Here is a 13,745-nt window from a genome sequence, read left to right as displayed (position 1 = left end):
GTGATCAAGTCGGCGGCGAAACGTCTGGCGGCGGAAACCGGATTTTCCGCCGCCGAGATTCAGGCGATGCCGTTCGCGGACATGGTGTGGTGGCTCACGGATTGAGCCGCTTTGGGTAGTGTTGGGCACATGGGGGCCATCACATGGCAAACAAAATCGCCCTCGGGCTGGTGATCGGTGGGGCCGTCAGTTCCACGGTCGGCACCGCGTTCAAGGATGTGACCGGGCGCATCAAGCGCCTCGAGGCAGAAGGCAACAAAGCGCGCGTGCTGCAGCGCACGATTGGCGACACCATCCGCCTGCGCGAAGAATGGAAGAAGGCTCACGACACCGGCGCCGCCGGCGCGTCGAAATTACTCAGCCGATTGAACTCGAATCTCGACAGCTTGAAAAAGCAGGGGATCGAAGTCGGTCGGCTGGAAAAAGCCTATCGCTCCATGGGGCAGACGGCCAACAAAGCCGAGCTGAAAGCCAAGGGGCATCAGCAGATCGATTCCGGCGCCAAGGGCATGAAGGGCGCGGTCGGCGCGGCGGTGGTCGGCATCGGCGCCCTGGCGGTACCGACCAAGGTTAGCGCTGATTTTGGCGCTATTGTGCGCGACATCGCGATCAAGGCCGGCATTGCCAACAAGCCGCAAGAACAGGAGATGTCGCGCAAGATCATCGACACCTCGCGCGACACCGGCATGGCGCGCAACGATGTGGCCGACGTGGTCAACCAGTTGGTCGGCGGTGGCATGGAGCTGAGCAAGGCGCTGGAGTACGCGCCGGTCGCGGCCAAGTTTGCCGTGGGGCAGGGATCCAGCGGAGTCGACACGGCGAAGATGATCGGTGCCCTGGGGCAGAACGCCAAGATCACCGACCCCAAACAGATGCAGCAGGCACTGGAGGCGATCGCCTACCAAGGGCAGGCGGGCAGTTTTGAAGCGGCCGACATGGCCAAGTGGTTCCCCGAGTTGCTGGCGGAAATGGGCAAGAATGGGATCACCGGCATGGATGCGGTGACGCAATTGGGCGCTATGCTGCAGGTGCAGATGAAGCAGGCCGGCAGTTCGGACGAAGCGGCCAACAACCTGAAAAACTGGATGGGAAAAATCGGCTCGACCGACACGGTCAAGGCCTACGGAAAAGCCGGCATTGACTATGAAGGCTCAATGCAGACTGGTTTGCAGAACGGTATGTCCACGCTGGAAACCAGCATGGAGCTGGCTCAGAAGTACATTAAAGCGACCGATCCGAAGCGGGCGGCGGCCATGGCCGAAGCCACCTCAAAAATCAGCAAGGAAGCCGATCCGGAAAAGGCCAAGGCCATGATGGCCTCTCTGCAGGAGTCGTTGCTCACTGGCGACCTGTTCGCCGACATGCAGGTCAAGGCCGCGCTGTCGGCCTACATGCAGAACAAGGCGCTGTACAGCCAGCTCAAAAACGATTCGCGCGAAGCCGGCGGGATCCTCGATAAAAACCTCGCCGAACGGCGCGAGTCGTCGTCGCAAAAGTGGGCCGAGGTCGCCCAGTCGATGGATGACGCCATGCGCAGCGTGGGGGACGCGCTGCGTCCGGTCACCGACACCGTGGCCGAGACGCTGACCAAGCTCACGCGGGGCATCACCTCGCTGTCTGACAGCTCGCCCGGGGTGGTCACCGGCATTGTCGCGGTCGGTGGTGGGTTGATCGCGCTCAAGGGGATTGTCAGCTCGTTCAAGATCGGCAAAGGCCTGTTCAATCTCGCGCGCGGTTCCTTGGGTAAGGGCAAGTCGGGCGAGGTGCAAAAGGTCTTTGTGACCAACGCCAAAGACGGCGACGGTGATGGCGACGGCAAGGATGCAGAACCCAAGGGCAAGGCCGGTAAAGCGCTGTCGCTGGTCGAAACCGGCCTCAAGGCTGTCGCCGCCTTCAAGGGCACGCCGGTGGATGGCGATGATGACGCCGAGGAGGGCGGCGACAAGGCGCCCGGGAAATTCGATCTGGTGAGCACTGGCCTCAAAGTCGTTTCGCTGGCCAAGGAAGCCGTCTCGGGCGGCGATGATGAGGGTGAGGCGGGCGGCGATGACGATGGGGTCAAGAAGGTGTTCGTCGTCAACGCCAACGCCAACGCCATGGGCGGTGCGGGTGGCGCAGATGCCCCGGGCGAAACTCGCCGCCGTGGACGCGGATCGCGGCGCAGTGCTTCGCGGCGGCGGTCGTTGCCGCGTCCCGGGTCGCCGCGACCATTGGGGCAGCGCCCGCCGGCTCCAGTACCGCGACCACCAGTTCCCGTGCCGCGTCCACCGGTTCCGATCCCCCGGCCACCGATTCCTCCGGTTCCGCCACTTCCGGCCGGGGCGATGTCCAAGCTGACAGGGGTGGTGCAGGTTGTCGGCAAGGTCGGCAAAGTCGCTAAGGGGATTCCCGGCGCCTCGGTGATGGAGGCAGGCGCCATGGCGTTCGACACCTTCGAAAATGCCAAGACCAAGGACGAAAAGGCCGAAGGCTACGGCGCGGCCGCCGGCAATCTGGCCGGAACCATGGCGGGTGCAGCGGCCGGCGCGGCCATCGGTTCGGTGGTGCCGGTAATCGGCACGGTTGTCGGCGGCTTGATTGGTGCCTATCTCGGCAGTCAGGGCGGCACGGTGCTGGGCGGTTCCCTGGGTAAAGCGCTGTTCGGTGGCGAGGATGAAAAGCCCGAGGAAATCGCAAAGGCGCCGGTGCCGACCACGCCGCTCATGATGGCGTCAGCGGCGCAGCAAGGCCCAGTGCTGGGGGATGTCGCGCGCTCGATGGCGGTGGCGGCACCGCTCAAGTCGGCGGCGCTGGCGATCCAGCCCAAGGAGGCAGAGAAGCCGGTGCCAGCCAAGGTGGATCAGCAGTTTCAGTACTCGCTGAACATGCCGGTCACGGTGCAGGGTGATGTCAAAGACCCGCAGGTCTTGGCGCAACAGATGATGCCGCACATGCAGCGCATGATGGCAGACGCGGCAAAACAGAACGCGTCGAAACTCTACGACGAACCCCATGTGTAAGGAGGCTATATGGCTTACATGGAGAGCATGCAATCGAGCCTCAAGTATCTGGTGGAAGCGGCGGAAACCGGGCGGCGCAGTGCGGATGGCATGTTGACCCCGGTCAACGGGGCTATCCGCGAACTGACCGGTGCCGCGTCCGAGCTGGAGAACATCCCGTTTGTCGGGCCGGCCATTGGCGCCAAGCTTCAGCGGGTGATGCGTGGCGTCGACGCGGCTCAGGCCAAGGTCGGTCAGGTGGTGGCGGTGTACGGCCGTGCTACCCGGGCGGCGGCCGAAGTACAGGAACGACTGGGCACGTTGAAGGAGCAGGCAGGCAAGGCAGCCACGGCGATCAACAACGTCGCCGGCAAGGTCAGTCCCTCGCTGGCCAACATCGTGCCCACCAGTTCCTTTGCAGTGGATGCCACGCCGGCGCCGGAGGCGGTGAAGCCGTTCCCGCACCTGATGATCATACAGCCGCGTGACCCGAAGATTGAGCCGTACTACTTCAACCTGGACACGGCGGCTTTCGACGAACTGAGTCGTTCCACCGAATTCCGCTGGGCTTCGCAGGAGCGGCTGACGCGCCGGCCAGCGCAGCAGGCCGTGGGCATCGGTGAAGAAAAATTGATGCTCAAGGGCACGATCTACCCGGGTTTCAAGGGTGGTTTGAAGCAACTCGACACCCTGCGTTCCATCGGCGCAAGGCTGCAGCCGCTGACCCTGACCACGGGTTATGGCGAAGTGATCGGCACCTGGTGCCTGAAGAACATCAACGAAGAACAGGGCGCGTTGCTGCACGGCGGCATCCCCCGTAAACAAGGCTTCACTCTGGAGTTTGTGCGCTATGGCGACGACATGCAGAACGTCTGACGGCGACATGCTCGATGTCATTTGCAACAACGTGTATGGCCATCTGAATGGCAGCGTCGAGGCCGTGCTCGATGCCAATCAGGGGCTGGCCGATGAGCCGCAGCCCTACCGGGGCGGGGTGTTGATCACGCTGCCGGATCTGCCAAGACCGACTGAAGAAAACTTCTCGCTGTGGGATTGATGGTCTAGAGTCAATTTGCTCGTTTCTAGTTCTTGCAGCTTCATCCCTTTAAAACCCGCCCTGTGCGGGTTTTTTTTGGAAACAATTCATGACTCCCATGTTTCGCGTCGTCGCCGATGGCGCCGATATCACGACCAAGATCAATGACCGGCTGTTGCTGCTGCGCACCTCTGACAAACCGGGCATGGAGTCCGATGAGTTTGAGCTGCGTATTGATGACCGTGACGGCCAGGTGCAACTGCCACGGCGTGGCAGCTCGATTGAAATCTACCTTGGCTATGCCGAAACGTCCCTGACGCGCATGGGCCGTTACACGGTGGACACGGTCGAGGTCTCCGGCCCGCCGGATTCCATCGTCATCAAGGGCAAGGCCAGCGACATGCGTGGCAGTGGCAAGACCATCCGTAGCGGAAGCTGGGAGGACGTGCCGTTGTCGAAGATCGTGGCCGACATCGCCGCGCGCAATGGCTGGGAGGCGGTGTGCCCGGTGTCGACCAAAGTCGCGCGGGTCGATCAGCTCAACGAGTCCGATTTCAATTTCATCACCCGGCTGGCCAAGCAGTACGACTGCACGGCCAAGGTGGCTGACGGCAAGCTGTTGGTGATGCCGCGCCAAGGTGGCCAGACCGCGAGCGGCAAGACGTTCGGCGCGATCACGCTGACCCGCAGCGACCTCAGCCGCTGGCAATTTAGTCTAGGTGATCGCAACTCGCATAAGGCGGTGGCGACCAAGCATCAGGACAAAAAGAATGGCAAGTTGGCGGTGGTCACCATCGACAACGACGACGCCCCGGACGGTCTGCCGGCGGTGCATACCGACCGCCATATCTACCCAAACAAGACCGCCGCCGAAGCGGCTGCCAAGGCGCGGCTGTCAGCGTTCAATCGTTCGACCGCCGACGTGAGGCTTGAGATGCCCGGCCGCACCGACATCTTTGCCGAGCGGCCGATTCTCGCCCAGGGCTTCAAGGTCGGGCTGGATGGCGAGTATCTGGCCGACTCAGTCGAGCAGGTATTCACCCAATCCGGCTGGTCGACCACCGTCGAATGCAATGCCGGCAAGGAAGGTAAATCCAAGGACAAGAAAAAGAAAAAGGTCAAAGCCCCGCTCAAGGTCGTGAACATCGAGCAGCAATAAACGCATCCCATCGCCGCCTGAGTGCGGTTTTTTTATGTCTGGAGTTTTGTATGTCCGTCACCGAACAACAGCTGCAAAGCATCATGCCCAACGCCCGCCGCCAAGCGGGCGTTTTTGTATCCGCGTTAAACACGGCGATGGCTCACCGGCAGATCAGCACGCCGAAACGCCAAGCCGCGTTCCTGGCGCAAGTGGGTCACGAGTCGGGTCAACTGCAGTACGTCCGAGAACTGGGCGGCGATCAGTACCTGAGCAAATACGACACCGGCAACCTGGCCGCAAGACTGGGCAACACGCCGGCAGCGGATGGCGATGGCCAACGCTATCGCGGTCGCGGTCTGATCCAGGTCACCGGCCACGACAATTACCTGCGCTGCAGCTTGGCGCTGTTTGGCGATGAACGATTGCTGCGCACGCCTGAACTGCTGGAGTTGCCGCAGTGGGCCTCCGAGTCGGCCGCATGGTTCTGGTCCGTGAATGGGCTGAATGCGCTGGCCGATCAAAACGAATTCAACGCGATCACCCGCAAGATCAACGGTGGCCTCAATGGTCTGCAGGATCGGCTGGAGCTGTGGGAGCGGGCGAGGGCGGTGTTATGCGTCTCGGCGAACTGATCCCAATACCGTATCGGCTTCTGGCAAAAGGCGTGCTGCTGGCCGTGTTGGCCGGTGGTTCTGCAGGCATCACCTGGCAAGTGCAGGACTGGCGATACGATAGCCAGCTCGCCGAACAGAGCCGCCTGCACACCGAAGCTTTCAATCAGATAACCCTCGCCTCGGCCGCGCAGCAGCGTGCCAATCAGGACCAACGTCTCGCGCTCGAGCAGCGCCTGGCCACCAGCGAACTAACCCATTACCGAGCTTTGAGCGATGTTCAACGAGATCAAGGTCGCCTGCGCGACCGCCTTGCCACTGCTGATCTGCGCCTGTCAGTCCTACTCGACGCCACCACCGGCGCCGGCAATGGATCGATGCCAGCCACCACCTCTACCGGCGGCGTGGTTCATGGCCCCGCAAGAGCCGAACTTGACCCAGCGCATGCTCAACGAATTATCGGAGTCACCGATGACGGCGACCGGGGGTTGATTGCCCTCGCAGCCTGTCAGGCATACGCCAAAGAAGTCTCAACACCGAAGTGAAAAAGAGCGGCCGGTCCGGATGCGTCAACATCCGGACCAGCCGCCGTCCCTGCAGATTGTCCCTGCAAGTCCAGCCAAGGCTCTTGCTCCGTGCACAAAGCGCGGCGAGCCTAGCACCTGTTTATCCATACAGTAAAGGTCTTGCTATTTATGTCTACACACATCATCCCTTGGATGGGCGGCAAACGCCGCCTGGCCGACCGCCTCATTCCGCTTTTTCCGCCACACGAATGCTATGTTGAAGTCTTTGCCGGCGGTGCCGCGCTCTACTTCATGAAGCCCCAACCGTCACCGGTCGAAGTCCTGAACGACATCAACGGCGACCTGGTCACGCTTTACCGCGTCGTGCAGAACCACCTCGAAGAATTCGTGCGCCAGTTCAAATGGGCGCTCAGTTCCCGACAGGTGTTCGAATGGCAGAAAATGACCCGCCCCGAAACTCTCACCGACATCCAGCGCGCCGCCCGATTCTTTTACCTGCAGCACCATGCCTTCGCCGGCAAGGTCTCGGGTCAGACGTTCGGCACGGCGACGACTGCTCCGGCCATCAACCTGCTGCGCATCGAGGAAAACCTCTCGGCCGCCTGGCAGCGCCTGTCGGGCACCTACGTTGAAAATCTCCCCTGGCTGGAATGCGCCGAACGCTACGACCGTGCTCACACCTTCCACTACATGGACCCGCCTTACTGGCAGACCGCTGGCTATGGGGTGGATTTTCCGTTCGAAAACTACGAGCGGATGGCCAACTTCATGCGCCGCTGCAAAGGCAAGGTGATGGTCAGCATCAACGACCACCCGGACATCCGCCGCGTGTTCGAGGGTTTCCATTTCGAGACGTTGGACATTCGGTATACCAGCGCGAACCAGCGTCAAGGCAAAGCCGAAATCAGCGGCGAGCTGGTCATCATGAATTGGGAACCCGCCGAGTTGGGAGGGTTGTTTTAGGCAACTGATCCAGAGGGAGTAGGCGCCGGCATCATTGTGCTACTCCTCCCCAGACCAATACCAAATCGTATCGCCCCATTTTGAATCACTGAAGCTTGGCATGATTTCACCTTGTTGGAAGTGCCGTCTTGAGTTGGCTTGTGCCGGGGTGAACCAGAAACCTGTTTTTTTGCACGGTTGCCCCGCATCTACGCGATCAACCTGAGATCCATTGGATGGTTGATAATTTCGGGCGAATTCGACCAAGTCCTTTGGATAAACCATATGATCTATTTTGCTGTCGTCTATGTCGTATAAAAATGCAATGGCTCCTGCTTCTATAGCCCAGTATCCGACGTAATTTCCATTTTCTCCCTGCAAGTGCAAATCATGCCAAGGTGCTTGGCTGAAGGCGGAATACCATTGGCTGCAGTATTTTTTTAAAAGCTGGGCTGCTTCCTCCTTACTTTCCGCGTAGATGGCTTGCACCAAGGGTGAATAGACGTCGTGAAACCACTCATCTACATCGTATCTGTTAGGTAGTAGTTTAGTTAGCAGATCCTCATATAAGGTGTCATCGCCCGCATAACCTGCACGGTCTATTAATTTGACGAAGCGTTTCAGGAGATCGACGCAATGTAGCAGTATGCAGAATCCTATCACCTGGACGCATTCCTCATACTGATAGGGCCAATCATCAATTGCTAGCGGAGATATATTTGGAGTGTTTTCATATTTCTCGAGTGTTGACTGTCTAAGTTCGTATTTTTTAATCAGATCTTCAAGCAGTGGGGTTAATGAGGCAATCTCTTCTCCGGCCGTATAAGCTGCTAATAATCGATCCAATGCAAGCTTTTGCAAGTGCCTTGACCGAAGTGCTGCTTCTTCTTCGGGGGAGTCAGATTCGAAAGTGTTTTTCTTTAAAAAATCAATTACTTCGTCATGTTCTCTTTGAAAATTCAAATAATGATTTTCACTATAAAACTTCTGTCTCTTGTTCATTTTTTTCACGCCTCGATTTTCAAGGAACTCAATGCGCCGTATTTTTTGGCCAAGGATTTTTTTCGTTTATTTACGAAATTTTTTACTTCTTGCTCACGGTAATGAAAGGCTTTGTGATTTTGATGAACACTTTCGTCCAAACCACCCAACTGTGCATTGGCGTGATCCTTCGGGCTCAAGCTGGCGTGGAATAGCGGCGCGTAAAATAGATGTCGGCTATGAGAACTCATAACCTGGATGCCTAACGTTCTTCCTGCGACGGCCCGATCAATGTTTTCCTCAATCCATTCACGACTCATTTGAACCAATAGCGGCTTTTTTCTTTGTGTGGTTTTTTTTTCTTGCGTCAATGCGTTCGTTTTCCTTTTCCCGCTACTTACCTTTCTTTTGTTTTCGCTTGTGGAAGAGATTTCAGTCTGCTCTATCGGCTCTATAAGCTCGCTTGGGTCTCCGATCCCAGACACGCCTAACTTCGAGCTTATGCCTGGTTTTCTAGTATTGTTAAGCTTGCGCATGAATTTAGGAGCATCTTCATCGCGGCTTGCTTTCGCTTCGACTATCGCAAATTTTTTGCCTTCGTTATTGGCCGGATTCGCTCGCCACACGGCGTCGATGCCTGTTCCATTTGCTCCATCGGTCAGCTTGTACAACACATGACTTGCCTTAGGATTCCCGCCCGCCGAAAGCTTCCCCATCTTGCTCGCACTCGGCACGCCCTCAAGCCACTTGCCATCGGCACCTTTGTCATGTCCATCCCAATCCGTGCCCCAGCCAAACTCCACCGCGCAGATGTAGTCCGCAATATGCTCCCCACTTACCCCCAATCCTTCGTTCAAAATACTGGAAGGCGCCTGAAGGCCTAGTGTGGAGGATTCAACTTGGTTTGAATGTGTGCCGCTCGCGCCATCGGTTCCCTTCGCGGCAACGGCTGGATCTTTGCTGGCGGGCTTTTCGGCTTTTTTCGGAAGGCTGGAACCGGAGGAGGCAGCTGAGCTGTTGCGCTGCATCCCTTTCCATTTCACCAACCGCTTCTCGACAATTCCTACCATAGCCGGCATGTTGTCGCGGGAGGCGGCAAGGACGGTGACCACCGAGGTTTTCGCCCAGTTTGGCAGGCTTTGGAACGTCGACGAGCCTTTTACGCCAGTGATGATTTCGTCCAGTTCGACGGTCAACTTTCCAGCATCAAATACTTGTTTGAGCAGTTCTTCCGGGCTGGTTTTAATCCCGCACTCTTGCAAGACGAAGCGAAGCAGGTCGAACAACACTGGCGCATAGCGTTGTGGGTCTTTGTTGACGATCCGCAAGCTCTTTTTCAGGCCGTCACCCGGTCCTGGAACCCAGCCGATGACCGCCATCAGAAGGTCGAACTGTGCATCTTCCTTGCCCGAGGTCGACTCCGCATTATACAGAGTGATGGCGGATTCGATGGTGTCATAGGCGTCGATGGCTTGGCCCAGAAACGGCACTGCACCGAGTGCGATGCCCGTTGCCAGTTCTACCGCTGCCTCTTTGTAGGCGGCGCTACGGTCTTCGCCATCGTTGTCTGCGCTCTCAGCTACTGTCTCGCTCATGTCAGCCTCCCTGCGGCTTTCTCCACTAATGCTTGTAAGTCAATCTGATTCGGATCCAGGCCAAGCTTGCGTAAGTCGGCATTAACCTTCTCGTCCGAGTTCTGCACGACCGCTACGTTTTCGCGGCTGAACGGTCTTGGGTCCTCGCCGTAGTACACTTTTGCCGGTCCTTTCGGTACATCCTCCAGCCTGGCGAACCCGTCATCATCCAGCACGCCTTCACGTGTCGAGCCGTCTGCAAAGTCAACGCGATACGATGCTCCAGGTATTGGTTCAAGGTTGTCGTCGTGCAGGTTCAGCTCAAGCCAAGTCGGATTGGCTTTGGCTTGTTCCAGCAGCTTTCCGGCGATGTCGACAGCCGCCAAGCCCGGAATCAGCGGCATCAAAATCCCGATCCCGGTTCCCGCGCCTGGCGCACCACCGGTATTCACTTTCACCTCTGCACCACTGATGGTTACACCACCCGCATCGACCTTGACGAAACTCCCGCCAGCCTTGGCCGTCAGTTCCATCCCGCCTTCGATCACGACTTTATCGCCAGCGTGATAGTGAATCTCTGTCCCGGCCTCGACGAACTGCGCCGTACCCACTTTCACATGCTGAGTCACGCCGACCGTCAGGTGATCATCCGCGCGCATTTCGCTCTTGCGATCCAGATGGGTGATGCGGTGTTCTTCGACTTTGAATTCGCTTAGAACATTGGCCTCGACCGTGTCATGCCGTTCATTGCCGACGTGAATCTTCTGGTCGTGCTCGATGTTCTCGTCCCAATCGCGCTGGGCGTGGATGTAAATTTGCTCCACGCCTTTTTTGTCTTCAATGCGGAATTCGTTGTAGCCCTTGCCACTCGGCGAGCTGAGGGTCTTGAAAGTGCTGCGGGTCTTGTTGGCCGGCAGGTCGTAGGGGACGACGTTTTCCTTATGGTAGAGACAGCCGGTCACCAGCGGCTGGTCGGGATCACCTTCGAGGAAGGTGACGAGCACTTCCATGCCGATACGCGGGATGGTGATGCCACCATAGGCTGCGCCGGCCCAGCCGCTGGCGACGCGCATCCAGCAGGTGGTCTGGTCGTTAGACTGGCCGTCGCGGTCCCAGAAGAACTGGACTTTGATGCGGCCGTATTGGTCAGAGTGGATTTCTTCGCCCGGCGGGCCGGTGACGATGGCGGTCTGGCTCCCGAGGACTTTAGATTTCGGGTGTTCGAGGGCAGGGCGGAAGTGTGCGTCCCACGGCGTGGCGAGGAAGCTGTTGCGGTAGCCCTGATGGAAATCGCTTTTATTGTCGGTGACGTCGCTGGTGACGTTTTCACCCAATACTTGCGGCTGTTTACCTTCGTGGACGATTTCCAGCAGCAGCCACATGTCATTCCACTCGGCGCGCGGATGTTCGGCGAGGGTCAGGAAGTGGCCGCTGGTGAGCGTCGGTTCGTCACCTTTGCCCTCGGCAAGTTTGTAGTCACTGCGATGACGTTCCAGGGCGCGGGTCGAGAGGAATTTGCCACGCTCGCGGGTAGTGAAACGACCGGGGTAGTCGTAGTCTTCAAGATCCGGGGCGAACTCGGATTTGGCTGCGCCTTCGGGCAGGATCTTCGGTTTCTCGAAATCATAATCGCGGCGGCTGACGCGGGTGGTGCGGGTTTCCAGGCGCAGGTTGAAGCGCTTGATCACCGGTTTGTCGGCGGTCATGCCCGAGTCTTGCTGGTAGTTGACCGCTTTCAGCTTGCGGAACACCGTCTGGTCATCGCCGAACACCAGTTTGTGTCCGCTGCTGCTGTGCTGGAAGTGGAAGTGAATGCCTTCTTCTTCACACAGACGCTGGATGAAATGCAGGTCGGATTCGTCGTACTGCACGCAGTACTCACGTTGCGGGTATTCGGCGCTGAGCTGGAAGCTGTAGGCATCGGCGAGAATCCCGCGATCTTCCAGAACCTTGGCAATGATCTTCGGCACGGTTAACTGCTGGAAAATCTGCTGATCATGGTTGTGGCGCAGATAGGCGAGTTGCGGCACCAGACTGATGCTGTAGCGAGTCAGGGTCTTGCCGGAATCACCTTGCTCGATGCGGTACACCAGACCGTGAATCTTGCCCTCGCCAGTAGCGCCGAACGTCAGGCAGCCAGGCTTGTGCAGGAGTTCTTCGAGTTTGAGGTCGGGACGTGCGCTGACCAGTTCAATGTCGAAACGGAAGGGCTGGTTGAGGGCTTCGCGACCGGTGAAACTGAGGACTTGCAGGTCGGCCGAGGCGCCTTCGAGCGTGAGGGTGATGTGGGTTGCGTTGGCGTCCAGCATGCCTTTAATTCCGTCCATTGAATAAGCAGGGGAGGAATGGTGCAGGAATACTGCGAGGCCTTCAAGATGAGATGGGTTGCGGGACTTCGTGGTACGGAAAGTAGCCGCGGCTCGTCGTCAATTACGACAGGCACGAGTTGGCCGATAACCGCCTTACTGACGGGCTGCAATCGGCCAAAAGGAGACCTTGGATGTATCTGGGAACCCGGGGCGATTCAGAGCGATGTAAACGGGGTTAGAATATGGTTGAATTTGAGGAGTGGATATGAAAGTCGAATGGAAGGCCAACAAAAAACTGAAGCCGCAAATCATCCTAGATCGCCTAAAGGCATGCTCATCTATCGACGCCGAAGGCAAAGTTTCTTTCAATGGCTTCGAAATGCATGAACTTGATTCCGTTCTTTTTACGATGATTGATTTTCATAAAACATTTAGTTATCACACCGCTAAGCGATTTTATAATCGAGCCTTGAACTCCTGGGTGAAATCCGGGAGCAAATTAGCTGATGATTTTTTGAAGGTATTAAAGGCAGAGGTGTTAGCTTATAACAAGCTGGCGCCGAAGGAGTACGTGCTAGTAACTTCGATATCGATAGGCGCGGGCTTTCCACTGCGAAGGATAGTGCTCGGTGATACGACTCTGGAATGTTACCCAGGCGGGCTTCCAAAAAAATATAAAACTCGAGAAACATATGATGCTCGGTGGAAATTTGAATCTCCATCTCTACCAGATAGCTATTGCCCTGTTATTGTAAGATTCAAGTCGAAAAACCCCATGGATGGCGTAGAACATGCGCTACATGAACTGGATTTCATAAGGGGAGTATTTTGTCTAGATATAAACCCTGTGTTTGAGTTTGCCTTTTCGATGCAGGCAATTCGAAGAGCGCCTATCAACAAGCTGACTTTAGGGGGAATGCACACGCTGCACAACAAGGATGGCAGTCTAAGTGATAGCAATATTTTTTGGTATGACTCTAACTATACTGAGCGAAGATCATTAAATCTGACAGCTGGAAAAAAAACTCAATCGATCAAATTCTTCGAGTTCGTAACAGATAAGCTCAAGCGTCATAAGGATGCGCACATCATCAAGGACGCCATCGTAAGATTTGTGCGTGCCTTTGACGAGACTGATAAAAACTCCTCTGTTCAACGGGGGTGGGCTGCCTTGGAGTCAGTAATGGCTCCAGGTGAAAATAATACGGATTTAGTCGTTGCGCGTTGCTCTTACCTTTATGGAGAGCGCGAGTATCATCGACAAATATTAGAGCATGTAAAAGACTACCGTAATCGAAATGTACATATGGGGCAGTCTATCGATGATCCATCCCCTCATTGCTTCCAGATACAAAAATTCTTTCGGCAGGCGGTTGTTTTTCACTTGGCTGAAGTGGGCAATTTTTCTGGATTGCAAGATGCCAATAAATTCTTAGACTCGTCAGCTTCGATAGAGGAGCTGATGCGACAGCGAGATCTTATTGATAAAGCTATTTTGTTCATTAGCCCTGAATAAGCTAAATATGAATCGCATCATTCGGTCGAGATGATTCATCCATTACTCGACTAATCTTAAGCTATATATCAAACTTATGAGCATGGTGAATCGCCCCTAATCTTCTAGACGCCTTCAACTGGCTCCTTTT

11 protein-coding genes are annotated in these 13,745 nt (G+C 56.7%); 8 read left to right on the top strand and 3 right to left on the bottom strand.

The window, feature by feature from the left end:
- Nucleotides 1-143: 143 nt before the first annotated feature.
- The 7 genes from ACOI8A_RS26430 to ACOI8A_RS26400 all read left to right on the top strand — a co-directional run bounded on the left by ACOI8A_RS26430 (nt 144) and on the right by ACOI8A_RS26400 (nt 7,256).
- Entirely contained in the window at nt 144-2,999 is a 2,856-nt protein-coding gene (locus ACOI8A_RS26430; RefSeq protein ID WP_420650406.1) for a phage tail tape measure protein, read from the top strand.
- Nucleotides 3,000-3,008: 9 nt separating this feature from the next.
- Nucleotides 3,009-3,854, top strand: a complete 846-nt coding sequence (locus tag ACOI8A_RS26425) for a phage tail protein (protein WP_420650407.1) — start codon at nt 3,009-3,011, stop codon at nt 3,852-3,854.
- Nucleotides 3,829-4,035: a tail protein X gene (locus ACOI8A_RS26420; RefSeq protein ID WP_420650408.1), complete on the top strand. Its 207-nt coding sequence runs from the start codon at nt 3,829-3,831 to the stop codon at nt 4,033-4,035. The genes ACOI8A_RS26425 and ACOI8A_RS26420 overlap by 26 nt, the downstream gene beginning before the upstream one ends.
- Nucleotides 4,036-4,123: 88 nt before the next feature.
- The gene (locus ACOI8A_RS26415) at nt 4,124-5,173 is read left to right on the top strand and encodes a phage late control D family protein (protein WP_420650409.1); all 1,050 of its coding nucleotides are present in this window, start codon (nt 4,124-4,126) and stop codon (nt 5,171-5,173) included.
- 50 nt (nt 5,174-5,223) lie between these two features.
- Complete coding sequence (locus ACOI8A_RS26410; protein WP_420650410.1) at nt 5,224-5,787, top strand: glycoside hydrolase family 19 protein; 564 nt, start codon at nt 5,224-5,226, stop codon at nt 5,785-5,787.
- Nucleotides 5,769-6,311, top strand: coding sequence for a lysis protein (locus ACOI8A_RS26405; protein WP_420650411.1), 543 nt, complete (start codon nt 5,769-5,771; stop codon nt 6,309-6,311). Before ACOI8A_RS26410 ends, ACOI8A_RS26405 begins: the two co-directional genes overlap by 19 nt.
- 150 nt (nt 6,312-6,461) lie before the next feature.
- Entirely contained in the window at nt 6,462-7,256 is a 795-nt protein-coding gene (locus tag ACOI8A_RS26400) for a DNA adenine methylase (protein WP_420650412.1), read from the top strand.
- A 39-nt stretch (nt 7,257-7,295) separates the two neighbouring features.
- Here the strand turns inward: ACOI8A_RS26400 and ACOI8A_RS26395 are convergent, their stop codons facing one another.
- The 3 genes from ACOI8A_RS26395 to tssI are packed head-to-tail and all read right to left on the bottom strand — an operon-like array spanning nt 7,296 to nt 12,099.
- Complete coding sequence (locus ACOI8A_RS26395; protein ID WP_420650413.1) at nt 7,296-8,237, bottom strand: PoNe immunity protein domain-containing protein; 942 nt, start codon at nt 8,235-8,237, stop codon at nt 7,296-7,298.
- A gap of 5 nt (nt 8,238-8,242) precedes the next feature.
- Nucleotides 8,243-9,811: a hypothetical protein gene (locus ACOI8A_RS26390; protein WP_420650414.1), complete on the bottom strand. Its 1,569-nt coding sequence runs from the start codon at nt 9,809-9,811 to the stop codon at nt 8,243-8,245.
- A complete protein-coding gene (gene tssI / locus ACOI8A_RS26385) occupies nt 9,808-12,099 on the bottom strand; it encodes a type VI secretion system tip protein TssI/VgrG (protein WP_420650415.1) in 2,292 nt (763 codons plus the stop codon). Before tssI ends, ACOI8A_RS26390 begins: the two co-directional genes overlap by 4 nt.
- Nucleotides 12,100-12,364: 265 nt before the next feature.
- Between tssI and ACOI8A_RS26380 the strand changes: the two genes are divergently transcribed.
- A complete protein-coding gene (locus tag ACOI8A_RS26380; RefSeq protein ID WP_420651508.1) occupies nt 12,365-13,615 on the top strand; it encodes a hypothetical protein in 1,251 nt (416 codons plus the stop codon).
- Nucleotides 13,616-13,745 lie beyond the last annotated feature (130 nt).

It is taken from the genome of Pseudomonas sp. P4795 (assembly GCF_048822895.1).
Lineage (GTDB): Bacteria > Pseudomonadota > Gammaproteobacteria > Pseudomonadales > Pseudomonadaceae > Aquipseudomonas.
The sequence above is the reverse complement of the archived record's forward strand: the minus strand, read 5'-3'. Positions and strand labels throughout refer to the sequence as shown.